This window comes from Streptacidiphilus albus JL83 (genome assembly GCF_000744705.1).
GTDB lineage: Bacteria > Actinomycetota > Actinomycetes > Streptomycetales > Streptomycetaceae > Streptacidiphilus > Streptacidiphilus albus.
In genome coordinates, this window is record NZ_JQML01000001.1 from 4,853,537 (window position 1) to 4,879,155 (window position 25,619).

General features: G+C 68.5%; 16 protein-coding genes and 2 tRNA genes. 14 read left to right on the forward strand and 4 right to left on the reverse strand.

The genetic code is table 11. The annotated features are described in order from the left end of the window. Positions 1-10 precede the first annotated feature (10 nt). From BS75_RS21065 to BS75_RS21105, 10 genes are all read left to right on the forward strand, one after another. The gene (locus BS75_RS21065; RefSeq protein ID WP_034093464.1) at positions 11-559 is read left to right on the forward strand and encodes a DUF721 domain-containing protein; all 549 of its coding nucleotides are present in this window, start codon (positions 11-13) and stop codon (positions 557-559) included. A gap of 372 nt (positions 560-931) precedes the next feature. After that, positions 932-2,911: a DNA topoisomerase (ATP-hydrolyzing) subunit B gene (gene gyrB, locus BS75_RS21070; RefSeq protein ID WP_042439817.1), complete on the forward strand. Its 1,980-nt coding sequence runs from the start codon at positions 932-934 to the stop codon at positions 2,909-2,911. 117 nt (positions 2,912-3,028) lie between these two features. Further along, positions 3,029-5,653 (forward strand): DNA gyrase subunit A, encoded by a 2,625-nt coding sequence (gene gyrA / locus BS75_RS21075; protein WP_052070668.1) that lies wholly within the window; start codon positions 3,029-3,031, stop codon positions 5,651-5,653. Between the two features lie 152 nt (positions 5,654-5,805). After that, positions 5,806-6,651 carry a DUF3566 domain-containing protein gene (locus tag BS75_RS21080; protein ID WP_231607846.1) on the forward strand — a complete coding sequence of 282 codons (846 nt, stop codon included), beginning with the start codon at positions 5,806-5,808 and terminating at the stop codon, positions 6,649-6,651. 160 nt (positions 6,652-6,811) lie between these two features. Beyond that, positions 6,812-6,885, forward strand: a tRNA-Ile gene (locus BS75_RS21085). 92 nt (positions 6,886-6,977) lie between these two features. Further along, on the forward strand, positions 6,978-7,295 hold the full coding sequence (locus tag BS75_RS21090) for a DUF6191 domain-containing protein (protein ID WP_034093466.1): 318 nt from the start codon (positions 6,978-6,980) through the stop codon (positions 7,293-7,295). 217 nt (positions 7,296-7,512) lie between these two features. Continuing rightward, a complete protein-coding gene (locus BS75_RS50445) occupies positions 7,513-7,644 on the forward strand; it encodes a DLW-39 family protein (RefSeq protein WP_225446657.1) in 132 nt (43 codons plus the stop codon). Positions 7,645-7,799: 155 nt separating this feature from the next. Next, positions 7,800-7,872: transfer RNA gene (locus BS75_RS21095), tRNA-Ala, on the forward strand. A 364-nt stretch (positions 7,873-8,236) separates the two neighbouring features. Next, on the forward strand, positions 8,237-8,803 hold the full coding sequence (locus tag BS75_RS21100; RefSeq protein WP_034089371.1) for a Uma2 family endonuclease: 567 nt from the start codon (positions 8,237-8,239) through the stop codon (positions 8,801-8,803). 228 nt (positions 8,804-9,031) lie between these two features. Then, the gene (locus BS75_RS21105) at positions 9,032-10,510 is read left to right on the forward strand and encodes a serine/threonine-protein kinase (protein ID WP_152646105.1); all 1,479 of its coding nucleotides are present in this window, start codon (positions 9,032-9,034) and stop codon (positions 10,508-10,510) included. A gap of 10 nt (positions 10,511-10,520) precedes the next feature. Here the strand turns inward: BS75_RS21105 and BS75_RS21110 are convergent, their stop codons facing one another. Together BS75_RS21110 and BS75_RS21115 are read right to left on the reverse strand one after the other, a co-directional pair. Continuing rightward, positions 10,521-13,811 (reverse strand): M48 family metalloprotease, encoded by a 3,291-nt coding sequence (locus tag BS75_RS21110; protein WP_034089373.1) that lies wholly within the window; start codon positions 13,809-13,811, stop codon positions 10,521-10,523. 16 nt (positions 13,812-13,827) lie between these two features. Then, entirely contained in the window at positions 13,828-14,379 is a 552-nt protein-coding gene (locus tag BS75_RS21115; protein ID WP_152646106.1) for a hypothetical protein, read from the reverse strand. A gap of 878 nt (positions 14,380-15,257) precedes the next feature. On the opposite strand from BS75_RS21115, the gene BS75_RS21120 reads away from it, so the two are divergent. After that, positions 15,258-15,815 carry a Uma2 family endonuclease gene (locus BS75_RS21120; RefSeq protein ID WP_231607847.1) on the forward strand — a complete coding sequence of 186 codons (558 nt, stop codon included), beginning with the start codon at positions 15,258-15,260 and terminating at the stop codon, positions 15,813-15,815. Between the two features lie 1,163 nt (positions 15,816-16,978). On the opposite strand, the gene BS75_RS21125 is transcribed toward BS75_RS21120, so the two are convergent. Beyond that, positions 16,979-17,302, reverse strand: a complete 324-nt coding sequence (locus BS75_RS21125) for a type II toxin-antitoxin system PemK/MazF family toxin (RefSeq protein WP_081982488.1) — start codon at positions 17,300-17,302, stop codon at positions 16,979-16,981. Positions 17,303-18,843: 1,541 nt separating this feature from the next. Here BS75_RS21125 and istA point away from each other — a divergent pair. Together istA and istB are read left to right on the forward strand one after the other, a co-directional pair. Further along, entirely contained in the window at positions 18,844-20,118 is a 1,275-nt protein-coding gene (istA, locus tag BS75_RS21135) for an IS21 family transposase (RefSeq protein ID WP_034088311.1), read from the forward strand. Next, a complete protein-coding gene (gene istB / locus BS75_RS21140) occupies positions 20,115-20,963 on the forward strand; it encodes an IS21-like element helper ATPase IstB (protein WP_034086704.1) in 849 nt (282 codons plus the stop codon). The genes istA and istB overlap by 4 nt, the downstream gene beginning before the upstream one ends. Positions 20,964-22,321: 1,358 nt before the next feature. Here the strand turns inward: istB and BS75_RS21145 are convergent. Next, the gene (locus tag BS75_RS21145; protein ID WP_052069583.1) at positions 22,322-24,703 is read right to left on the reverse strand and encodes a 2OG-Fe(II) oxygenase; all 2,382 of its coding nucleotides are present in this window, start codon (positions 24,701-24,703) and stop codon (positions 22,322-22,324) included. Between the two features lie 143 nt (positions 24,704-24,846). Between BS75_RS21145 and BS75_RS21150 the strand changes: the two genes are divergently transcribed. After that, positions 24,847-25,389 carry a Uma2 family endonuclease gene (locus BS75_RS21150; protein ID WP_034089377.1) on the forward strand — a complete coding sequence of 181 codons (543 nt, stop codon included), beginning with the start codon at positions 24,847-24,849 and terminating at the stop codon, positions 25,387-25,389. The last annotated feature ends 230 nt before the right edge of the window (positions 25,390-25,619 follow it).

The following is a 25,619-nucleotide window of genomic DNA, read 5'->3' on the forward strand; positions in this document are numbered from 1 at the left end:
GGTGAACCACGTGAACGGACCGACCGACCCGGTGCAGGCGTCCACGCCCGTCGACGAGCCCGAGCTCTCCGGTGTCGACCTGGCGCGGGTGGCGCTGCGCAATGCCAAGGAGCAGGCCCGGCTGCGCGGGGACAGCGTCCGGCAGCGCAAGGAGGCCAAGCGGACCGGGCTGCGCAGCGGGGCGCGGGCGGACGGCCGGGACCCGCAGCCGCTGGGGGCGGCGATCAGCCGGCTGGTGGCCGAGCGCGGCTGGGAGGCGCCGGCGGCGGTGGGCGGGGTGATGGGCCGCTGGCCGCAGATCGTGGGCCGGGACCTGGCCGCGCACTGCGAGCCGGAGAGCTATGCGGAGGAGGACCGGGTGCTGACCGTCCGTTGCAGTTCGACGGCCTGGGCGACGCAGATCCGGCTGATGGCGCCACAGCTGGTGCGGCGGCTGAACCAGGAACTCGGCAGCGGCACGGTGACCCTGATCAGGGTTCAGGGACCGGGGGGTGCGCCGCGCAGTTACGGGCGGCTGCGGGCACCCGGAAGCAAGGGTCCGGGTGACACCTGGGGGTGACCGGGCGGATCGGCTGCGTGCCCATGTGAGCCGATTCCGCCCCCCGGTCCGGTGGTGGGATACATCCGGCCCGGATTTCGTGCGGCACGGGCGGGCCCAGGGGCCGCCAAAGGCCCATGAGTGTCAGTCCTACCGGTAGACTGGAGACTGAAACCGCCGCTTGCGGTGACTGAGTCGAGTGCCGAGGCCGCTCCGGTCCCACCCACGGGGTACGGAAGCCGGTCCGAGCTGTGCCAGAAAGGGCGCTTCGTGGCCGATTCCGGCGACCCCAGCCAGACCCCTGATCCCCTGTCCACCGAGGCGTCGACCGCAGTGTCCACCGAGGGCGCACCTGCCGAGGGCACGCCCGCCGAAGCTGCGTTCGCCGACGGCCTGTCTGCGGTCACCAGCTCGCTGTCGGAGAACAACTCCTCCTACGACGCCAGCGCCATCACCGTGCTGGAGGGGCTGGACGCGGTCCGCAAGCGCCCCGGTATGTACATCGGCTCGACCGGTGAGCGCGGGCTCCACCACCTCGTCTACGAGGTGGTGGACAACGCCGTCGACGAGGCCCTGGCGGGCCATGCCGACACCATCGACGTGACGATCCTGCCGGACGGCGGGGTCCGGGTGACCGACAACGGCCGCGGGATCCCGGTGGGCATCGTCCCCGGGCAGGGCAAGCCGGCCGTCGAGGTCGTGCTCACCGTGCTGCACGCCGGCGGCAAGTTCGGCGGCGGCGGCTACTCCGTCTCCGGCGGTCTGCACGGCGTCGGCGTCTCGGTGGTGAACGCGCTGTCGCAGCGGCTCTCCGTGGAGATCAAGACGGACGGGCACCGCTGGAGCCAGGACTACAAGCTCGGTGCACCGACCGCGGAGCTGGAGCGGCACGAGGCCACCACGGAGACCGGTACCGCGGTCACCTTCTGGGCCGACGGGGACATCTTCGAGACCGTCGAGTACTCCTTCGACACCCTCTCGCGGCGCTTCCAGGAGATGGCCTTCCTCAACAAGGGCCTGACCATCGCGCTGACCGACGAGCGTCCCGACCATGTGGACGACGAGGGCAAGCCCTTCTCGGTGAAGTACCACTACGAGGGCGGCATCTCCGACTTCGTCACCTACCTGAACGCCCGCAAGGGCGAGCTGATCCACCCCACGGTCATCGACTTCGAGGCCGAGGACAAGGGTCGGACGATCTCGGTCGAGGTCGCGATGCAGTGGAACTCGGCGTACACCGAGAGCGTCCACTCCTTCGCCAACACCATCCACACCCATGAGGGCGGCACTCACGAGGAGGGCTTCCGCGCGGCGCTGACCGGCCTGGTCAACCGCTACGCGCGGGACAAGAAGCTGCTCCGCGAGAAGGACGAGAACCTCACCGGCGAGGACATCCGCGAGGGCCTGACCGCGATCATCAGCGTCAAGCTGGGCGAGCCGCAGTTCGAGGGCCAGACCAAGACCAAGCTGGGCAACACCGAGGCCAAGACCTTTGTGCAGAAGGTCGTCCACGAGCACCTGAACGACTGGCTGGACCGGAACCCGGTCGAGGCCGGCGACATCATCCGCAAGTCGATCACTGCCGCGACGGCGCGGGTCGCCGCCCGCAAGGTGCGCGACCTGACCCGGCGTAAGGGGCTGCTGGAGACCGCGTCGCTGCCGGGCAAGCTCTCGGACTGCCAGTCCAAGGACCCGTCCGAGTGCGAGATCTTCATCGTCGAGGGTGACTCGGCCGGCGGCTCCGCCAAGCAGGGCCGCGACCCGCGGGTGCAGGCGATCCTGCCGATCCGCGGCAAGATCCTCAATGTGGAGAAGGCCAGGATCGACAAGGTCCTGCAGAACGCCGAGGTCCAGGCGCTGATCTCGGCCTTCGGCACCGGCGTCCACGACGACTTCGACGCCGCGAAGCTGCGCTACCACAAGATCGTGCTGATGGCCGACGCCGACGTCGACGGCCACCACATCAACACCCTGCTGCTCACCCTGCTGTTCCGCTTCATGCGCCCGCTGATCGAGGGCGGCCACGTCTACCTGGCCCGCCCGCCGCTGTACAAGATCAAGTGGGGCCGGGACGACGTGGAGTACGTCTACTCCGACGCCGAGCGCGACGCCTCCATCGCGGCCGGCCGCGCGGCCGGGCGGAAGCTCCCCAAGGACGACGCGATCCAGCGGTTCAAGGGCCTCGGCGAGATGAACGCCGAGGAGCTCCGGCTCACCACCATGGACCGGGACCACCGCCTGCTGGGCCAGGTCACCCTGGAGGACGCCGCCCGCGCGGACGACCTGTTCTCCATTCTGATGGGCGAGGACGTCGAGGCCCGCCGCTCCTTCATCCAGCGCAACGCCAAGGACGTCCGCTTCCTGGACGTCTGACGACCCCGCAGGTCGTCAGAAGGTCCCTGGCAGCAACGCACGAGAGGAAACTGACCCGCAGTGGTCGACGACGACAAGCCCAACGGCCCCGAGTCCAACGAGGACCCCGACGCCGGTCTGGCCGCCCTGGCCCGCACCGACCTGCGCATCGAACAGGTCGAGCTCGAGAGCGAGATGCAGCGCTCCTACCTCGACTACGCGATGAGCGTGATCGTGAGCCGGGCCCTGCCCGAGGTCCGCGACGGCCTCAAGCCGGTGCACCGCCGGGTGCTGTACGCGATGTACGACGGCGGCTACCGGCCGGAGAAGGGCTACTACAAGTGCGCCCGCGTCGTCGGCGACGTGATGGGCAACTACCACCCGCACGGTGACACCTCGATCTACGACACCGTGGTCCGGCTGGCGCAGCCCTGGTCGCTGCGGATGCCGCTGGTGGACGGCAACGGCAACTTCGGCTCGCCGGGCAACGACCCGGCGGCGGCCATGCGCTACACCGAGTGCAAGATGATGCCGCTGGCCATGGAGATGATGCGGGACATCGACGAGGAGACCGTCGACTTCTCCGCCAACTACGACGGCCGCTCGCAGGAGCCCGACGTCCTCCCGGCCCGCTTCCCGAACCTGCTGGTCAACGGCGCGACCGGGATCGCGGTCGGGATGGCGACCAACATCCCGCCGCACAACCTGCGCGAGGTCGCCTCGGGTGCGCTGTGGTACCTGGCCAACCCGACCGCCTCCAACGAGGAGCTCCAGGAAGCCCTGATCGAGCGGATCAAGGGCCCGGACTTCCCGACCGGCGCGCTGATCGTCGGCCGCCGCGGGATCGAGGACGCCTACCGCACCGGTCGCGGCTCGATCACCATGCGTGCGGTGGTCGAGGTCGAGGAGATCCAGGGCCGTCAGTGCCTGGTGATCACCGAGCTGCCGTACCAGGTCAACCCGGACAACCTGGCGCTGAAGATCGCGGACCTGGTGAAGGACGGCCGGGTCGGCGGCATCGCCGACGTCCGTGACGAGTCCTCCTCGCGGACCGGCCAGCGGCTGGTCGTGGTGCTCAAGCGCGACGCCGTGGCCAAGGTGGTGCTGAACAACCTCTACAAGCACACCGACCTGCAGACCAACTTCGGTGCCAACATGCTGGCCCTGGTCGACGGGGTGCCGCGGACGCTGGCGATCGACGCCTTCATCCGGCACTGGGTCAACCACCAGATCGAGGTCATCGTCCGGCGCACCACCTTCCGGCTGCGCAAGGCCGAGGAGCGCGCCCACATCCTGCGCGGGCTGCTCAAGGCCCTGGACGCGATCGACGAGGTCATCGCGACGATCCGGCGCTCGCACACGGTCGAGGAGTCGCGGGCGGGCCTGATGGCGCTGCTGGCGATCGACGAGATCCAGGCCAACGCGATCCTGGAGATGCAGCTGCGCCGGCTGGCCGCGCTGGAGCACCAGAAGATCACCGCCGAGTACGACGAGTTGATGTCCAAGATCAACGAGTACAACGCCATCCTGGCCTCCCCGGAGCGCCAGCGCGCCATCATCGCCGAGGAGCTGGCGATCGTGGTGGAGAAGTACGGCGACGAGCGCCGCTCCACGCTCATCCCCTACGAGGGCGACATGTCCGTCGAGGACCTGATCGCCGAAGAGGACATCGTCGTCACCATCACCCGGGGCGGCTACGTCAAGCGCACCCGGAGCGACCTCTACCGCTCGCAGAAGCGCGGCGGCAAGGGCGTGCGCGGTGCGCAGCTGAAGCAGGACGACATCGTCGACCACTTCTTCGTGACCACCACCCACAACTGGATCCTGTTCTTCACCAACAAGGGCCGGGTCTACCGCGCCAAGGGCTACGAGCTGCCGGACGCCGGCCGCGACGCCCGCGGCCAGCACGTGGCCAACCTGCTGGCGTTCCAGCCGGGCGAGCACATCGCGCAGGTGATGGCGGTGCGCACCTACGAGGCGGCCCCCTACCTGGTGCTGGCGACCCGTGAGGGCCTGGTCAAGAAGACCCCGCTGAAGGACTACGACTCACCTCGTTCGGGTGGTCTTATCGCGATCAACCTGCGGACCGACGATTCCGGCCGCGACGACGAGCTGATCGGCGCCGAGCTGGTCTCCGCCGACGACGACCTGCTGCTGGTGAGCCGGAAGGCCCAGGCGATCCGCTTCACCGCCACGGACGAGTCGATGCGGCCGATGAGCCGGGCCACGTCGGGTGTGAAGGGGATGAGTTTCCGCGAGGGCGACGAGCTGCTCTCGCTGAACGTCATCCGCCCGGGCACCTATGTGTTCACGGCCACCGACGGCGGCTACGCGAAGCGCACCAAGGTGGACGAGTACCGGGTGCAGGGTCGCGGCGGTCTCGGCATCAAGGCGGCCAAGATCGTGGAGGATCGCGGCTCGCTGGTCGGGGCGCTGGTGGTGGAGGAATCGGATGAAATCCTCGCAATCACCCTGGGCGGCGGCGTCATTCGCACAAGAGTGGCCGAAGTTCGTGAAACCAGTCGTGACACCATGGGCGTCCAACTGATCAACCTGGGTAAGCGGGATGCCGTCGTCGGCATCGCCCGCAACGCTGAGGGAGCCGGTGAGGACGAGCTGGACGAGACCGCCGACGGCGAGGCTGCCGTGGACGGGACGGTCGACGCGTCGGGCACGGAGGCCGCCCCGGCGGACGCCGAGGCCACGGAATCCGGTGTCGGCGAAGACGAGGACCAGGACCGGACGGACGACTCGTCCGACTGACCACCCTCCTGGCTGCGGTACGGTCGGACTTCCTGCTGGGGGTGCAGGGGGCCGGCCGTCCGCGGTGCGCGGACGCGGTGACGTGAAGCTGTACAACAACACATGATCCAGGGCTGACCTGCCCTGGGTGGGGAACTGCGGGAGGATCCAGGGTGAGTGGAGCCACGGGCGCCGCTGGCGGCAACGCCGCTTCGGGGCGGAAGGGCCCTGGGCCGAGCGTGCCCCAGGGCGGTATGGCCGGCGGTCAGATGGCCGGCGGTCAGATGGCCGGCGGACAGATGGCGGGCGAGGCCACGGCGGTGCGGCCGACGGTCGTCGGCGGAGGCACCGCCGCGGCGCGCCGCCGCCAGGCCGGCGGTCCGCCGTCGGCGCCGTCCGCGCAGCCCCAGTCGGGCGCGCAGCCGGGGCAGTACCCGCAGCAGTCGGCGCAGCAGCACACGGCCTCGGCACAGGCGGCTCCGCCCGCGGCGGCCCCCGCTGCCGGGCGCTCGGGCTACTCGACGCCGACGACGTACCAGAAGGGCCAGCCGACGCCTCCCGGCGGCACCAGGGTGCCCGGGGCGGCACGGCCGGACGGGGCGGCCCGTCCGGCCCCGGCGTCGGCGCCGTCCGCGCCGCCGTCCGGCCGGACCCGGCGGGCCCGGCTGCGGGTCTCCCGGACCGACCCGTGGTCGGTGATGAAGATCAGCTTCCTGCTGTCCATCGCGCTGGGCGTGGTCACCCTGGTCGGCGCCTCGCTGCTGTGGATCCTGCTGGACGTTGCGGGCGTGTTCAGCTCGGTCGGCGGCACGATCAAGCAGGCGACCGGCTCCGACACCAACGGCGGTTTCGACCTCCAGTCGTACCTGTCCTTCGGCAACGTGCTGATGACCACGGGTCTGATCGCGGTGATCGACGTGGTGCTGCTGACGGCCCTGTCGACGCTGGCGTCGTTCATCTACAACATGGCGGCCGGCATCACCGGCGGCATCGAGCTGACGCTCGCCGAAGAGGACTGAGCCGAAGCGGACCGAGAGCGGTTCCGAAGCCTGTCCTGAGCCCCCGCCGACGGCGGGGGCTCAGGCGTTTCCGCACCTCCCGGCCCTGACGGAGGCAATGGATTTGGGCGGAGCGGCATCGGTGCGCTAATCTTTCAACGCAGCGCAGGCAAGGAAACACGGACCTATAGCTCAGACGGTTAGAGCGCTTCCCTGATAAGGAAGAGGCCGGAGGTTCAAGTCCTCCTAGGTCCACTGCCCGGAAGGCCCCGGTCGTACAATCGACCGGGGCCTTCGTGCGTTCCGGTCCCGTGGACGAGTCGGACGAGTCGGAAGGCGTGGGTGCGATGGTGGCTCTGGTGGCGCTCACGGTGCCCGGACTGGTCATCCTGCTCACTGCGGTCATGGTGATCGATCAGATCGCGCTACGGGCCAGCAGGACCTCGTGGATCCCCTGGCGCGGCTCCGGCCGGGAGGGCCAGGTCAGCTCGACCGGCTTCGAGCAGCTGCACCTGGTGTTCTCCGCCGGGAAGCAGCACGAACTGGATGAGCGGAAGAGCTCGTTGATGCTCCGTGACGACGAGGGCGACGGTGCGCCTCCGCGCACACGGGTGGATCTCGACGGCGGGCAGGCGGTCGTCCGGCTGCCCGGGGCGGCCGGCTGAGCCCGCGCGGCGGCCGACGGACGTCCGCCGCTGCGTCAATCGCGGCTGGTCGGGGGCGTGTTGGCGGTGGTCACGCGACTGTACGGGTTGCGCAAGGGCTTGCCGGGAGCCCGGTTGTCCCGCAGGCCGGGTGTGTATCATCGGCCGGAAGGACGGCAACCGGCCCGGTTGCCGCCGCTCAGTACCGGATCAGACGCAAGAAGGACGAGGTCGCGCGGTGAAGAAGCTTCTTCTGGTAGCCCTGGCTGCACTCGGCGGGTACTTCGTGTACCGCCAGGTCCAGGCGGACCGCGCCGAGCAGGACCTGTGGACCGAGGCGACGGACGCTGTCCCGGTCGGTGCCCGCTAGCCTGGCACCACCCCAGTCTCCGCAGCCCCGGCCCCGGCCGGGGCTGCGCCTGCGGAGGGGGCCGGACGGCTGCGGCCGCCGGTCCGGGTCGAGGTCCGGTTCTGCTCCGGGAACCGGTACCCTGGTGCGCGGCGGACAGCTTGTTCTTCCGCCGAGGGGCCTTAGCTCAGTTGGTAGAGCGCCGTCTTTGCATGGCGGATGTCAGGGGTTCGACTCCCCTAGGCTCCACCCCATAAATGCCCTCTGACCTGCGGAAACGTGGAGTCGGGGGGCATTTTTCGTGACCACTGGTGGTCACGGCCGCGCCCACCAGGAGCTCAGGGGTTCAAGCTGGGCGCCGTCTGCTCCTGTTGATCTTTCGAGTTGCCGGAGATCACCATACGTTTGACCTGCGGAAACACGGATCCGTGTGGCGCCCTGGCGCACCTGGGTACGCACCAGGCTCCCAGGGGACAGCGGGGAGCATCTCCCCTAGGTCTGGAGAGCGGGCCGGGGTGCGGAGCGGGGGTGGTGCGGTCTGTCGGTGTGAAGTCCGAGGGGACGTGTCGGCCCGTACGATGGCGGTGTCCGTTGGCCGTTTGGGAGGCGCGCGATGAGCACGATGTACCCGGAGTACGCGCAGTGGCTGCGGCAGGTGCGGCGGTCGATGAAGCTGCCCAAGGCGGTCAAGCTGCTGTTCGACCAGGGGCGTCTGTACATGTCCCCGGTGACGGAGGCCCACAGCGAGGCGGATGACTCGATCCGGTTGCAGTTGGCGGAGCAGCTCGCCGGCGAGGCGGGGCTGCACGTGACGCGGGACAAGGGGGTGCTGCCGGAGCTGGACGGCTACACGCCTGAGCCGGACGTGCTGGTGGTGGACGCGGGAGTGCTCGGTCCGGGGGACGCTTTCGTCAAGCAGGAGCACGTGCACTTCGTTGCCGAGAGCGTGTCGCGTTCCACGGTCGGTCAGGACTACGGGCGCAAGCTCAACCAGTACGCGGCGCGCGGCATCGCGGTGTACCTGATTGTGGACGTGCTGACCGGGGAGTGCGTGCTGTACCGGGAGCCCAAGGGCGACGAGTACACCTCGGCGGTGCCCTACCGCTTCGGCGAGGAGGTCCGTTTCACTCTCGCCGGGGTCGCCGTGACGGTGCGTACCGACTTCAAGAGAATCCGCTGAGTTCTGTCAGCCCCCTGAGCCGAGGTGGCGGATCGCAGGTTCCGGTGAACACCTCCGCTGGTGCGGAGCGGATCGGGCCAACCTGGCCAAGCTCTCTAAGACCTATGCTCGGCGCCGACTGCGGTCACCCGATCGAGACTCTCGTTCGACGAACACGACCCAAGATCGGAACGGCAGCAGCCACTTAGCGGACCTAGCTGACCGTGCATCACAGATGTGTCAGCCTTGGTGTCGGACAACGTGCACGTACAGCGGGGGCTGACGATGAACGGACAGGTGGGACTTGTCGTCGGGGGCCGGTACCGACTCAGCGAACGGATCCGGTCGGAGGCGGACAGCACCTTCTGGACAGCCCTGGACCAGAACCTCGGCACCCTGGTTGCTGCCAACGAGTTCGTTCCGCCCGACCCGGTGGCCGCTGCGGGTTGGTTGGCCTCGGCAGCCGACGAGGCCCGGAATGCAGCCGGGATATGCCACCCTGCCTTGGCCGCTGTTCAGGATGTCTTCGTGGAGGACGGGACTCTGTGGATCATCGCAGCGGCTGCCGGGGGCCGCACGCTTCGGGAGCTGATCAGCGATCACGGCCCTCTCCCCGCGACCACGGTTGCGCTGCTGGCTCGCGGCCTGCTCGACGCGCTCGGTGCTACACACGGCGCGGGCCTGCCGCACCGGCGTGTAGTACCTGACTGTGTGGTGTTCACTGCGGTGGGCAACGTCGCGCTCACCAGTTTGGGGGTGCCGCCCCCAAGGCTTGACGTGGGGATCAGGTCGGCCACCGCGTTCGATCCGATCCAGTACGCGGCCCCCGAACTGCTCATGGGTAACGAGGCCAGCTCCGCCGCCGACCTCTACGCCCTTGGTGCGACGCTCTTCCACGTGCTCGAAGGCCAACCGCCGTACTTGTGTGACTCTGCCGCCATGACCGTTGCCTCGGTGCTCTCGCCCGCCCCGCCGCCGATGCCTGTGCACGGCTACGACCAGCTCAGACTGCTGGTCTCGCGGCTGCTCACCAAGGACCCGGACGGCCGCCCCAACGCCGTCCAGGCCAGGGATCTGCTGGCGGGTAGCAGCGGTGGCGCGATCCCCGCCTTTCCCGCGCGCCCGTCGGTCCGGGCAGCCGCGCTCGTGACCGTGCTGGCGGTGGCCGCTGTCGCCAGCCTGATCACCGTTGCAGTCTTCGCGCTCTCCGGCGGTGACGGCTCTGCGCGGCCTTCTGCGATCAGTCCCCCTTCCAGCACGGGTACACCCTCGACCAGCTCGCCGGTAACTTCTGGATCGCCCCTGGCGGGCGAACTGGCCGATCCCTGCTCGGCCGTAACGCCGACGGTCCAGGCCGACTTGGCGCTTTCGCAGGGGCAGGCACCGGCTACAAAGAGCCCCGCGCAGGAACGCAACTGCCAGTGGCAGAGCCCGCTGTTGGACCCCTCGGACCCCAGTGGTCCCGGCACCTTCACCCTCGTCTATTTTGCCGGGGCTATTCCGATCAATGGACCCAGCGGAGTGACGCCCGTCTCGGTGTCCGTTCCGGGTCTGCCCGCCGTGACCGAGGTCAGTACCACCAGTGGGCTGGCCTGCGTACTGTATTGGCACACCTCCTTCGGCGAGACCGTTGTGGAGGCGCAGCGGCCGACCGATTCGGTACAGCTGGACGTGTGTCCGCTCGCGATCCGGTTCGCCGCGGCGCTGGCGCCGAGCCTCACGGGTTGACCGGGTTCCGTCACCCCCCGGCACCCCTGGTGCCGAGCTCGGCCAGGCGCGACTCGATGTCCGCCGCGGTCAGGCTGGCCTGTGCGAATGAGCTGCGCGATTGTTCAAACAGGCTGGAGCTGACCTGGGTCATCGCCTGTGTGCACTGCGTGCCGCCCTGGGCCACCTGTCCGGCGAACGCGAGCCAGAGGCGTTGGGTGACCGCGTCGGAGACGGGGAAGTAGGCCGACACATCCTGCCCCAGCTTGCTCAGCTGCCCGCAGTAGGGCAGGACCGAAGTGGTCATCAGCTGCCCGTGTGCTGCCGAGACATACATCGACAGATCCTGCCATTCGCTGCCAAAGGTGACCAGCAGGCTCTGGGCTCCTTCCTCGTTCCAGGCTGTCACCGGGACCGTTTGGTAGTGCACTACCACCGGTGTAGTGGCCACCGCCGAACCCTGCTCTGTGACCTCATCGAGTCGGATCTGGATGGCCTCGGCGATCTGCGTAGATTCCACCGCCCATTGCAGCGCGGCGGCGAAGAGGGAGGTCTCGCGCCGTGCGGTGTACTGCACGCAGCTTCGGGCCGCGTTACCAAGTTGTGCGATGAACACTGGCCACAGCTGTTGCGAGGCTGGATCGGGAACGGTGAAATAGCCATCGGCCTGCTGGTCCAGTGCACCAAGTTCCGCGCACAAGGGCCCGGCAGTGGCGGCCACCACCGTCGGTGGTTGGGACGCTGTGGAGGCCACCTGCTGCATGTCAGCGAGGAAGCGGTTGAGTAAGCGCTGCCCGCCGTAGGCCAGCCAGGCCCGGCTCTGTGCGCGGCGGATGGCGCTCGGCACCGGGGGCCCAGCCTCGCGCAGGTCGATGCTAGTGACGGACGACGTCGAGAGGTGGCCGCCGTCGGCCACCTGATCGGTGAGCGGGGCGCTCAGCGCCAGTGCGGCCGCGCACCCGAGTGCCAGCAATACCCGCAGACTGCGCCGGCATGCGCGCGACGGCGGCAGGGTCGAACGGTCTCGACACGGTCTCTGTCCTCGGTCGGGCCGCTTGCGCACCAGAGAGACGACCGCTGCAGTCAGCCCGGCCAAGACCAGGGCGCTCATCAGCACAGGAGCGAGCACGACTGAGAAGGCCTGCCAGATCGGGCCGGGCCTCCAGCCACAGCCTGTCCGGTCGAGGGAGAGCGCGGGCAGGCACCCCCCGTTGGTCGAGCCGAGCAGGAACACCACGCCCAGGCCTCCCAGCGCGGCCGTCTCCGCGGCGATCAGCGTCGCCACCAGCCGGTAACGGTGGGCACAGAGAGCTGCGCCGAAGGCAGCTGCACACGCGGCCGAAGCCACCGCCACGGCATAGATCAACGCGAGGTAGATCAGATAGTTTCCCCCGACCAGTGGGCTGGGTCTCAGCGTGTGCGCGTACGCGTATGCGCCAAGGGCCATGCCCGTACCCAGACCCGTGCCGAGGAGCCCGGGTAGCAACAGCCGCCGCACCGAGCCCCGCTGCTGGTCCGCAGGCTCCGCCCAGCTGAGCGCGACCAGGTCACCCGGGTCGCGCAGCGCTCCGAGGACCCAGCGGGGGGTCCCTGAGCCTGGCCGCATGCTCCAGGCCAGCAGGGGCACGGTCCACAACGCGGTGATTCCGGCTCCCAGTAGCGGCCCCCGCTCCACCGATGCGATAACAGGAATCACTTCGAGGAACGCACGGATGACTAGAGCGTGCCCATCCCCGTGGCCGGGGAAGGCCTGCTCAATTCCTTGACGCAGCGGGGAAGTATCGAGCGGCCAACCGGCAGCGAGTAGTTCCCCGCCGCCCTGCCACCAGGCAAACCAGCAGGCCATTCCCAGTCCGGCCGCGAACAGCGTCGGGACCATCGCCAACCGGATCCCGCCACCGGGCCAGCTGCGGGCCCAGAGCAGCGCGCACTGCGTGGTCCAACAGGAGAAGACCACTCCAGCGCAGACGAGCAGCAACAGGAACTCGGGCTGGCCCGGTAGCCACCCGCCGACGACCTCCTGGCCAGTAATCAGATCACTGAGGGCGAATCCCGTGCCCAACCATGCCCCCTCCCGCATACCGGTCGGGACCGGTCCGCCAGTAACCACCGCGTGGGCCACGGCCCGCCAGAGCATGACCCCGGCGATGGCCGCCACCAGGCCAGCCGCACTCAGGTCTACCGCCCACAGCACCCCGTTACCGGTGAAACCGTATGTTTTGAGGTAGTACCAGGCCTGGGAATAGAGGAATGCCGCAAGAGCCCCGGTAGCAAACATCGGCAGTGCCCTCGCACCGTGGAGCCGACCCGGATCGGCCAGCACGGCTGCACGCAGGTCGCGGCGCGGGTGCGGCCGCCAGAGCTCCGCGAACGCGCCCAGGGTGCGCCGCAGGCGGCCGGGGGCGAGATCCTGACGGGCGGTCGACCACTGCCGCGGGTCGGCGCCGGCCCGTACGGCGGCCAAGTCCGCATAAGCCTCCCGGCTACGCAGGACATCGCCGCGGACCAGGTAGACCAGCACGACCATTAACGCTACGGACGCGATCTGCCTAGGCCCGTCGTCTGCCGAATCGAGCGACCATGCAGCGGAGTCTGCTAGGAATACATAGACCTGGAGCGCCGAGTACGGCAGTGCCACGACCAGGAGAAAGACCCGCCACAGGGCAATGGTTGCATGGGCCAGGGTCACGTCCCGGTTACGGATATGAGCGAACTCGTGGAGCAGCACGGCCTCGAAGCCGCCGGGGCTGATCACCCGTTGGGCGAGGAGGCCGCCGTGCAGCCGGACGATCGGTCGTCCGGTGCGGCCGAAGACTGAGGCATCCGTCGTGGTCGCGGTCGGATTCACGACCACGCTCGGCAGACGGCTGAGCCCGGCACGCAGAGCCAAGGTCGAGACGGTGCGACGCAGTTCGCCGGTTGGGTCGACCTCAGCCAGAGCGACGGCGCGGCGTGGCCGCGCCCTCCACAGTGGGACCCAGGAGGCCAGGGCGGCTGCGAGCAGTATGACGACGACGGGCCACAGCAGCGGGAGCCACCACTGGGGCACGTGTGCGTAGACCGCCAGGCAGGCATGGTAGGCGCCCTGCTCGCCCAGCGGGACGATTGAGCTGGAGACCGAGGTGCTGGAGGGATCTACCCCGGCTGCCAGCTGGCAGGACGTTTGCGCATACCGGTACAGGTCGTCACGTACCGAGAGCGCGGTGGACGCACTGGCGACCAGCATCAGAACTATCAGCAGCACAAAGCGCATCGTGGTGCCCGCGCCGAGGGCGCGCTCATGGATCAGGACCTGCGCGTCGCTCCGCTGAACCGTCGACATGGCATCAGCGCTGGGATTAGCTGACGGGGGGCGGCTGCTGGTCAGGGAGCTGACCTGGTGCTCTCGGTGGCTCGACGGGAGGCGCAATCAGGATCCTGGCGAGGCTGTCCCGGACGAGTCTGGCACGGTTCTCGCTCCAGCCGTGCTCTCTGGCTGCCTCCAGGACGCTGTCACAGACTACGGTGATCTGTTCCAGGGTCAGCGGAGCGGGCACTATTTCGGCTGGTGGCCGCCGCAGTGCCCTGCGCAGCAGTTTCCTGACCTGGCCGCTGAGACCGGTAGCGGCGCCGTTAGCGAGATCCTGCACGAACGCGGAGAGGGCCAACCAGAGCACCGGGTAGGCCAGTGCCGCAGCCTCTCCCATACCGAAACCCAGAGCCTCACCCCGCCGTCCCCCGGCCGCCAACCGGCCCAGGACGTGCCGCTCGTCCATGCCTCCGAGTGCATCGAGAAGCGGTATCTCCTCCGGCGCGACCTCAGCCACCGCGATCCTGACAATCACGCGTATCCGCCTGGGAGCGACCGGATACGCCAGTTTGACGACCTCGCCGGGCGGGTTGTCTGCCACGTGGGTCCCTTCCAGGCCGGGCCGGAACCGCCCTACGAACCGGCGAATATGCGACGCCTAGCGGCGACCAGACCATTCTGTCAGCGTACGGTCATCTAGAGTGGGAAACTGCCGAAGAGGTCGATTCACTCGAACGAGTGATGCCAATCACCTGGTTCCGTAGGTGCCTTCCTTATGCAGCCTGACCGTCTTGGTGACGGTTGGCGCGTGCTTCGCCCTCGCCCGGATCACGGACGGCTTCGGCGCCACAGCGAGGACACCCCACCGCTCATCCGCGCCAGCGCCTACCTGTGGCGACGCATCACCCCCGGCTACTCGGACGGTAGCCCCGTAGGAGCCTGCTGACGCCCCTCAGGGGGCGTGACCACCAGTGGTTACGCCAGCCGGATCGAGGCGGATCGAGCAGGGTTCAGGAGGATGGAAACAGGGGTGTTTGTCCCGGTTATTCGGCAAAGCCGCAGGTCAGGGCTGTGCTCGGCATGGGTTCGACTCCCCTAGGCTCCACCCTATAAATGCCCTCTGAACTGCGGAAACGTGGAGTCGGAGGGCATTTCTCGTAACCACTGGTGGGCACGGCCGTGCCCACTGGGAGCTCGGGGAGGCAAGCTTGGATGCGGTCTGCTCTTGTTGACCCTACGGGTTGCCTGGGATCACTATGCGCTTGACCTGCGGAAATGCGAGTCCGTGTGTCGCTATGGCGCACCCAGGTACGTACGAGACTTCCAGGGGACAGCGGGGAGCATCTCCCCTAGGTCTGGAGAGCGGGCCGGGGTGCGGAGCGGGGGTGGTGCGGTCTGTCGGTGTGACGTCCGTGGGGACGTGTCGGCCCGTACGATGGCGGTGTCCGTTGGCCGTTTGGGAGGCGCGCGATGAGCACGATGTACCCGGAGTACGCGCAGTGGCTGCGGCAGGTGCGGCGGTCGATGCAGTTGCCCAAGGCGGTCAAGCTGCTGTTCGACCAGGGGCGTCTGTACATGTCCCCGGTGACGGAGGCCCACAGCGAGGCGGATGACTCGATCCGGTTGCAGTTGGCGGAGCAGCTCGCCGGCGAGGCGGGGCTGCACGTGACGCGGGACAAGGGGGTGCTGCCGGAGCTGGACGGCTACACGCCTGAGCCGGACGTGCTGGTGGTGGACGCGGGAGTGCTCGGTCCGGGGGACGCTTTCGTCAAGCAGGAGCACGTGCACTTCGTTGCCGAGAGCGTGTCGCGTTCCACGGTCGGTCAGGACTATGGGCGCAAGCTCAACCAGTACGCGGCGCGTGGCATCGCGGTGTACCTCATCGTGGACGTGCTGACCGGGGAGTGCGTTCTGTATCGGGAGCCGAAGGGGGACGAGTACACCTCGGCGGTGCCTTACCGCTTCGGCGAGGAAGTCGGTTTCACCCTCGCCGGGGTCGCCGTGACGGTGCGTACCGACTTCAAGAAGATCCGCTGAGTTCCGCCGGTCCCTGAGCCGAGGCAGCGCGATTACGAGTTCCCATGAACTCCTTCCGAGACTGCGCCGAAGCCAGCTGCTCCCCGCGCCTGCGGGAATGGTCCCTACATCAGCCTGCCAGCCGCGACGTCGCCGGTGTGCTCCCCGCGCCCGCCGGGATGGTCCCCTGGGGACGGCCCGATGCTCTTCGCGGATCGTCTGCTCCCCGCGCCCGCGGGGATGATCCCACGAGGGTGAGCTGGGCGACCAGCATCGCCAACTGCTCCCCGCGCCCGCGGGGATGGTCCCGTGCAGGACCTGATGGGCATCGACTGGCCCGTCTGCTACTCGCGCCTGCGGGGATGGTCCCATCGGGCCGTCTATGTCGTCCAGCAGCCACATCTGCTCCCCGCGCCCGCAGGGATGGCCCCAGGTACGGGATCAGCTCTACGTTCATGCCGATCTGCTTCCCGCGCCAGCGGGGATGGTCCCGCGATGTCGCCACTGAACATGGACCCGTAGAACTGCTCCCCGCGCCTGCGGGGGTGATCCGCCGCAGTCCAGGAGATGCGGGCCGAGTAGACTCCGACGCTGGAGCGGGACGGCTATACCATCGCCGTCTACCTGCCACTCGGCGTCAGGGGAGACGTCCGGCAGTACCTGCACCGGGCAGTCAGCGACCTGGCCCACACGGCGGACTGGCACCAGGGCTGGGACGCGCAAGTCGTCGGGCAGGCTGGGGACCCGCTCGGGGCAGTCGACGGGAAGCGGCGATGACCCTGTACGAGCGCGTTGCTGCCACCCCGGCGGATCTCGCCGCCCTCGCCGAGGCCCGTCTCTGTCGAGAGGCCCTGCCTGGTCCAGGCCATGGCTGCTTCCGGCGTCGACCGCAAGCAGCTCGCCGCCCAACTCGGGGAACGGCCTGGCAGGGTCGCCCGGGTGCTCCACGGCGACGGAGACATCACCATGGGTGGCGTACGAGGCCGAGCTTCAGCTTGTGCCTGCCGGGGAGCTGCGACGGAAAGTGATCTCTGGCCGGACGCCGCCGATGTCCGCGCCGCACTCAGCTGGCTGCGGCCGGAGGACATGGACGTTGCCAACAGGCAACTGCGGGAGCTGCGGGAGCTGAGCACGACGAAGGCCCCGACCGGATGGTCGGGGCCTCACGTGTCGCTCTGTCGAAGTCAAAGCAGCGCAAGGGCCGCTCTGAGGCCCGTGGCGACTTTCACCATGGTCTCCTTGCTGAGCGCTCCAAGGGTGCCCTTGATCTCGTCCCGCCATAGTTCGACGATGTCGTCGCAGAGAACGCAGCCGACGAGAGGAGAGTCTGCGGAGCCCAGCGGAACGATGCTGGTCATCTCTGGCTTCTGGGTTGTGGTGATCCGGACGGCCAGGCAGCTGTCCAGCTTCTGGTTTCGCGCATTGTTCGACACGACCAGGAAGGGCTTAGGGCCTTTGCCTAGGTCTGCGCGGTAAACGACACCGCGCACGGGAGTGATCTCGGGCACGCAGTTCAGTCCTCGCTAGATCCGCGGCGACGCTGCCGCATTGTCTGCTCGTACTCGTGATCTTCGTCGTTCTGGGACGCGGCGAGGGCTGCGTAGCCGCTGACCATGACCTGCTGCTGGACGGCGGCTCGGCCGGCTTCCATGAGGGCTTGGAGGGCCTCTGCTTCTGAAGGGTTCTCGGATAGCTCGATGCCCAGCGCGGCGAGGGCTGCGCGTTCCACGCTTTGCGGCTGCCGGACTCGCTCGACGGCTTGGGCGTCCTCTGCTGTCACGGGCACGGACTTCCGTGCCACTGTTCTACGAGTGAGGGTGCTCATGAATCAGATACTGCTGCAAATATTGCAGCTAAGCAAGCTGCAAAACTAGCCAAACACTGTTGCCCTTGACACAGCAGCGAAGCCCATACAGAGGTTTCACTCAGTTGGCCCCGCCCTCACCTGGTGATGGGGCGCTTATGCACGGGGGCGCCTGCCCCGCCCATGACTAGTTGAATGTAGTCATCGGATCATGACGAGGGCCCAGTCCCTCTGCTCCCCGCTAGCGCGGGGATGGTCCCGACTCGATGCAGAAGTTCCTGGAGGTCACCAGCTGTTACCCGCGCCTGCCGGGATGGTCCCAGGGCGGCCAAGGCGGCCAGGGCGTCGTGCAAGCGTGGGCTCTGCTCCCCGCACCCGCGGGGATGGTCCCAAGAAGGGGTTCGGGAAAGTCGCCGAGGAGCACCTGCTCCCCACATCCGCGGGGATGGGCCCTACGCCGACCTCAATGGCGGCCAGTCTGCACCCTGTTCCCTGCGCCCGCAGGGATGGTCCCGACGGTGTCGGCGTGGACCCGGACACGAAGCCCTGCTCCCCGCGCCTGCGTGGATGGTTCATGTACTTCGAGTTCACCGGTGTTCTCCAGGACTTGCTCCCCGCACCCGCGGGGATGGTCTCAAGGGCGACGTCAGTGTTGTGAACTACGGGGCCTGCTCCCCGCAATCGTAGGGATGGTCCCAAGCTGGTGCCGCTAGACGAGGGCACTATGGACTGCTCCTCGCGCCCGCGGGGATGGTCCCCACTTGCTTCTGTTCCTCAACACCTTTGCCCCACTGCTCTCCGTGCTCGCGGGATTGGTCCCGCGATCGTCGGCCAAGGGCGACATGCGGTTCCACTGCTCCTCGTGCCTCCGGAGATGGGCCCGCGATCATCGGCGCTGGCAACATGCGCATCGACTGCTTCCCGTGCCTCCGGGGATGGTTCTTTGTACGTCGCGAAGGGGCACAGCAGGACCAGCTGCTCCCCGCGCCTGTGGGGATGATCCCACCCCGCCGGTACGCGGAACCCGCATGAGCCCCTGTTCCCCGCGCCCGCGGGGATGATCCCTCGACGTTGCCGATGCCGTTGACCTGGAGTACCTGCTCCTCGCACTCACGGGGACGGCCCCCCTTCCCGAAGACGTGTCGGCGTCGGGTGAATCCTGACCGCTATTCGGCGGTACAAATCTGACCCACCTGATGGTCGTCCGGTCATCCTGATCTTGGTGTTCAAGGTCAGGAGGAGAGGGTGATATCCGTGGAGGACTGGGCTGAGATCCGTCGGCTCCATCGGGCCGAGGAGATGCCGATCCGGGCGATCGCGCGTCATCTGGGCATCTCGAAGAACACGGTCAAGCGGGCGATCGCGACCGATCGGGCACCGGTCTACGAGCGGGCGGCGAAGGGCTCGGCGGTGGACGCCTTCGAGCCTGCGATCCGCGAGCTCCTGAAGGCGACGCCGTCGATGCCGGCCACGGTGATCGCCGAGCGCATCGGCTGGGAGCGCGGGATAACGGTCCTCAAGGAGCGGGTCCGTGAGCTGCGCCCCGCCTACCTGCCCGCGGATCCCACCGGGCGGACCCAGTACCTGCCTGGCGAGCTGGCGCAGTGCGACCTGTGGTTCCCGCCGGTCCACATCCCGGTCGGCTACGGCCAGGTCGCCTGCCCGCCGGTGCTGGTCATGGTCTCGGGCTACTCGCGGATGATCACCGCGCGAATGATCCCGACCCGGCAGACCGGCGACCTGATCGCTGGCCATTGGCGGCTGCTGTCCGACTGGGGCACGGTCCCCAAGATGCTGGTCTGGGACAACGAGTCCGGCATCGGCCAAGGCAAGCTGACCACCGAGTTCGCCGCGTTCGCGGGCCTGCTCGCCGTCAAAGTGCATCTTTGCCGCCCTCGTGATCCAGAAGCGAAAGGGCTGGTCGAGCGGGCCAACGGCTATCTGGAGACCAGCTTCGTGCCCGGCCGCACCTTCACCGGCCCCGACGACTTCAACACCCAGCTCGGCGACTGGCTGCAGGGCGCGAACCGGCGCCTGCACCGCAGCATCCAGGCCCGCCCCGTGGACCGCTGGGAAGCCGACCGCGCCGCCATGCTGGCCCTGCCTCCGGTCGGCCCCCCGCAGTGGTACCTCTTCCACACCCGCATCGGCCGCGACCACTACCTGCGCATCGACCTCAACGACTACTCCGTGCACCCGCGCGCCATCGGCCGCCGCGTCCAGGTCACCTGCGACGCCGACCTGATCCGCGTCGTCACCGACGGCGGCGACCTGGTGGCCGAGCACCCGCGCTGCTGGGCCCGCCACCAGACCCTCACCGACCCCGACCACAAGAGTGCCGCCGACCAGATGCGCGGCGACTTCATCCACGCCAAAGCCGCCGCGGCCGCACGCTCGCGCACCGCCACCGCCCTGGCCCCCGACAACCTGGGCATCGAAGTCGAGGAACGACAACTCGACACCTACGACAGGATCTTCACCCTCATCCAGGGCGGCGCCGGCCAGGAGGAGAACCGATGACCAGCACCATCGAAACCGATCAGGACGCCACCGAACCTGCCTCCACCAAGGCCGCCAGCGGGCGTCGCACTGCCAAGCAGACCGCCTCCGACCTGGCGTTCTACGCCCGCGCGATGAAGGCCCCAGTGCTACTGGACGCCGCCGAACGCCTGGCCGAGCGGGCCCGGGCCGAAACGTGGACCCACGCCGAGTACCTGGTCGCCGTCCTGCAGCGCGAGGTCGCCGCCCGCGAGTCCCACGGCGGCGAGGGCCGCATCCGCGCCGCCCGCTTCCCCGCGGTCAAGACCTTGGAGGAGCTCGACGTCACCCATCTGCGCGGCCTGACGCGCCAACAGCTCGCCCACCTGGGAACATTGGACTTCATCACGGGCAAGGAGAACGCCATCTTCCTGGGCCCGCCCGGGACCGGGAAGACACACCTGGCCACCGGCCTCGCGGTCCGCGCCTGCCAGGCCGGACACCGCACCGCGTTCGCCACCGCCGCCCAGTGGGTCGACCGCCTCAAGGAAGCGCACGCCGCCGGACGGCTGCAGGACGAACTCGTCAAACTCGGCCGCTACCCGCTCATCGTGATCGACGAAGTCGGCTACATCCCCTTCGAGGCCGACGCCGCGAATCTCTTCTTCCAACTCATCTCCAACCGCTACGAACGCGCCAGTGTGATCGTCACCAGCAACAAGCCCTTCGGCCGCTGGGGCGAGGTCTTCGGCGACGAGACCGTGGCCGCCGCCATGATCGACCGCCTCGTCCACCACGCCGAGGTCCACTCCCTCAAAGGCGACTCCTACCGCATGCGCGGCCACGACCTGGGCCGCGTCCCCACCGCCGTCAACGAAACCAGCTAATGAAGATCAACTGACGACCCGAGGGTCAGCGTTCAACCGGCGAAACTGGGTCAGAGTTCAGCCGCCGCCGACAAGACGGACGGACCGCCCCTGTTCCCCGCGCCCGCGGGAATGTTCCCAGGATGTGCCAGCCGCCGTACGGCGCGGCAATCTGTTCCCAGCATCCGCGGGGTCGTCCACTGCGAGCGGGTGCTCCCGCGCCCGCTGGGTGAGCCCGAGGCCGGCCCCGACGAGGACCTGCCTGACGGTTCTGCTCCCCGCGCTCGCGGGGATGGTCCCTTCGAGCGGGGGACCCCCGAGGATGCCGACCTCTGCTCGCCACGCCCGTGGGGATGGTCCTTCGACGTTATTAGCCATCCATTCAAGGATTGGCTGCTCCCCGCGTCTGCGGGGATGACCCCTTGCAGGGTGAAGAGAAGCACGCTGGGGCGATCTGCTCCCTGCGCCCGCAGGGAAGGTCCGAGGTCAGGGCTTCGTACCGTTCAACATCGACTGCTCCATGCTTGCTGCGTTCGGGGGGATGATCCCTCCAACGGGTTCGTTAACCTGGGCACCGGCATTTGCTCCTCGCGCCCGCGGGGATGGTCCTCTCGAAACCAACAGCGACCTGACCGCCGATTCCTGCTCCCCGCGCTTGCAGGGATGGTCCCTACATCTACCTGTCCACGACTCCCCAGCCCGACTGCTCCCCGTGCCTGCGGGGATGGTCCCATGGAGGCCTTGGTGGGCAGCATGGCGGCGATCTGCTCCCTGCACCCGCGGGGATGGTCCCCCTCTCAGGGGTGCCGTCCGCCCCGTCCCGAGCCTCCTGCGCCCCCGCCCGCGGGGATGGTTCCGTTTTGTCCTGCGCGCCGCATCCTGCCGCGCCCTATTCTGAGAGGCCGATGCAACTCGGGCGATAGCTTCAGAGGAGCCTCCTGATGATCCTGAGGAGGCGCGCCCACCAGTGGTTACGCCAGCCGGATCGAGGCGGATCGAGCAGGGTTCAGGAGGATGGAACAGGGGTGTTTGTCCCGGTTCTTCGGCAAAGCCGCAGGTCAGCGCTGTGCTCGGCATGGGTTCGACTCCCCTAGGCTCCACACCCGAAGACCCTTCTGACCTGCGGAAACGCTGTCAGGAGGGTCTTTTTGTCCCGGTTTTCTCTGCTGACGTGTCAGCATAGGGGTGCTGACACGATCTTGAAGGAGTCAGTATTTCCGGGGCCCGGGGAGATGCTTGCTCCCCTGACTGTTCCCCTGGGCTCGCGGTCCCACTGGGGAGACGCTTCGTCGACCAGCGTGGCAGGGGCCGCGCTGACGGTACGGACCGACTTCAAGAAGATCCGCTGAGTGCGGAGACGGGAATCCGTCCGGCACCGCTCAGCTGTGCGGCTGGGGCCCTTGGGTCCGGAGCCATGCCAGGTCGGTCTCGGCTTGGGCACGGGCCTTTCGCTCGCGCGTGAACACCGCGTCCGTCTTGGTCAGGACCAGCGTGAAGGGGCGGCCCTGGCGCCGGGTGGTGTGGGACACGGGCAGGCCGGTTTGGTCGATCCGGCTGTGGATGTGCTGGCGTTTGGGCTGGGCCAGTGGCCAGTCCGTGGTCCGGCGGGTGCGGGAGGTGAGGAAGGCGTCGAGGCTGGGGCAGAGGTCGCAGCCGGGCCGGCAGGCTCCGGCAGGGGAGAGCGACCAGTCGTCCGCCGCCCGTACCGGGCGGGTGAGGAGCGCCGTCAGCTGGGCCTCGCAGTGGTCGGCGAGCGTCCGGAAGGCGTGGGCCGTGGATGTGTCGTCGCCTGCGGCCATGGTGCGCAGGGCGGGGAGCACGCATTCCAGGACGGTGTCCGGTAGCCCGCGCAGGACGGTGGTGATGGTGTCGGCGGTCTGGGGGGCGGCTGCCTGGAGGAGGCGGGCCAGACCGGTGCCGAGCCGCTCCAGGCCGGTGCGGCGTTCGGCCCCGCGGCCCACGGTGAGCCAGCTCGTGAGCTGCTGTTCGATCGTCTTCCAGGATCCGTCGACCAGCAGCGTGGACACCGCGTCGCCGTCGGCGGTCCGCAGGGCGTCGCAGAGGCCGGGCAGGGATTCGAGCCATGTTTCACGGTCGGCTCCGCTGTAGGCGCCGACGGGGCCGAACCAGGTGCTGACGGCTTCCCGTACCCAAGCTCGTCCGTACTGTGCGGCGGCCTTCGAGAGATCGGGGGCGTGGTGCTCGGTGAGGGTCTCCACCCCGAAGGGGACGAGGAGCATCGTGGCGGTGTCGGCTTCGTTCAGCGCCACTGCGACGGACAGGGCGGTGGTGAAGAGCGGCGCGACGTCCGGGCCCGAGCCGTGGTGGTTCCAGAACGGGGCGAGAGACCGGGCGAGCGATCGCGCCAGTTCCGGCTTCCCGTCGGTCAGATGGTCCTGGAGTTCCTGCAGAGCCCACTCGGAGCAGGCATCGGCGCGCGCCGCGAATGAGCGCTGCCGGGGCCACAGCACGACCGCGGCCCGGCGGTACCAGCGGTCTAGGGTGTTGCCGTAGTTGCCCATGTAGCCCTCGTACTCGGACTGGTAGGGCGTCAGGTCCTTGTTCTCGGTGGTGGCGCACACCTCGGCGTAGCTGACGGGGAGCGAGATCTGTTCGCCGCCGGTGCCGTCGGGGCGGGTCCACCAGCCGAGGGTGATCTCGTCGTCGATCAGGTCGGTCAGCTCGTAGTCGGAGAAGTCTCCGGTGCGGCGGAGCTCGGCTCCGGGCTCGCCGTCGGGGTCGAGGAGGCAGTCGCCCTCGCACTCGTCGTCTTCGCAGTCGTCGATGTGCTCGGTCTCGCCGTAGTAGTCGTAGCGGTCGTAGGGCGGTACGGCGTCCCAGGTCTCCTTCACCTCCGCCAGGGCGAGGACCGGTTCGCAGTCCGCCTGCTCGGCGGCCTGGCGGAGCAGGGCGGCTCGGGTGGCATCGGCGCCCTTGAGGAGGTCCCACTTCAGGCCGTGCTGGGTGTACTCGTGGTCGAGGAGGTAGACCAGGCGGTTGGGCGGGGGCTCAGGCAGGGAACGGCCGTAGGCGTAGCGCTGTTCGGCGGGCTGTGTGAAGTGCTCGGCCAGGCAGTGGGCCAGGTCGGCCGCCGGTCCGGCGTCGCCGGCGTCGGCCGGACGGGTGCGTTCGGCGAGCAGGTTCATGGTGAGGCTGATGCGGTAGCCGCGGGTGACGGGCTTGACCTCGTGCCGGCAGTCGGCGTAGAAGCCGGCGAAGGTCAGCCGTTTCCCGGACGCCCGGTAGCTGGTGCGCCGACCGGCGTGTTCGATGACGAGTTCACCGCCGCTGTGCTGCGAGGGCAGTGAGACCACGAGGGTGCCCACCATCGAGTCGTGCTTCTCGGAGTCCTGGTGCGGCAGGAAGAACTGGCCCTTGCCGTAGACGAGCAGCGCATGGGGTTCGGCACGCAGGATGGTTGTGGGTGGCAGGCCGAGGGCGGTACGTACTCTGCCGAGGACGTCGTTCAGTGTGCGTTCCCAGTCGGGGCCGCCCAGGGTGAACCGGTCCGGGGTGATCTCCCAGGTGTCGCGCACGCCGGTGTCGGTCAGGGTCTGCTCACCGCGGCCGAAGCGGGCCTGCCGGGCCTGGGCGATCAGTTTCCTGGTGACCGGGGCGCGCAGCGGCAGCTGAAGCTCGCCGAGGCCGTCCACGTCGATACGCAGTGCGCCGGCAGGCACGTCGATGCGGGTGCTGAAGTCCCCGCGCTGCTGTGCGTGGTCGAGCAACTCCGCCAGTCGCTTCCGTGCTTCTTGTCCCATGCGGCGCCCGCCCTTCCGACCGGCAGCCTGTCGCCCCGGCTGCTTCGAAGACCCTACGCCGAGGAGGGGTCCTGCACTCGGAGATGCCCTGCCCCTGTTGCCGGGAAGCCCCTATTCTGAGGGTTCATGGAAGGGAGAGGCCGATGAGCGTCGATGCGGTCATGCACACCGAGTTCCCCGAGGGATACACGGTCTTCTTCGGCGTCGACGGGAAGGTGCTGATGACCCCGCAGAGCTTCGAGCGCTCCAGCACGATCAAGTCGCTGCAGTACGACACGATCGTCTCGCTCGGACGTCACGCCAAGACCCCCTCCGACGTGTACCTCGACTTTCCTGCCGACGAGAACTCCGCGCCCGATCTCGCGATCCTGCGGGAGGACGCGCAGAGGCAGGGCACGCGCTACAGCTTCGAGGACGTCCTGCTGATCGCAGAGGTGGTGTCGGTCTCCTCGGCGCGCAAGGACTACGACGATTGCACCGCCAAGTACGGCCGCTACGGCATCCCGATCTACGCGATCGTGGACCCGTATGCCGCGGAGGTCGTCGTCCACACCGAGCCCACCGGTAGCGGCTATGTCACGGTGCGCACCCACAAGTACGGCACCGGCAGGCTCCCGATCGAGCTGGCGGACGGACGCACCTTCACTATCGACCTGGACGAGCTGCCCCGCCCCGAGACCGGCTGACGGGTCTGCTGACACGTCAGCAGAGGCCCCGGATCGAAACGGATCGAGAGGGACCCAGGCGGATGGAAACGGGCGGTTTGTCCCGGTTTTCCGGCGAAATCGCAGGTCGGAAGGTAACGATTGCGGGGTTCGATTCCCCTGGGCTCCACACTCCGGCTCCATGGCCGATCTCCATGGACGATCAAGGGCTCCACCCGCGCAGGCGGGTGGGGCCCTTCGGCGTTCCCGAA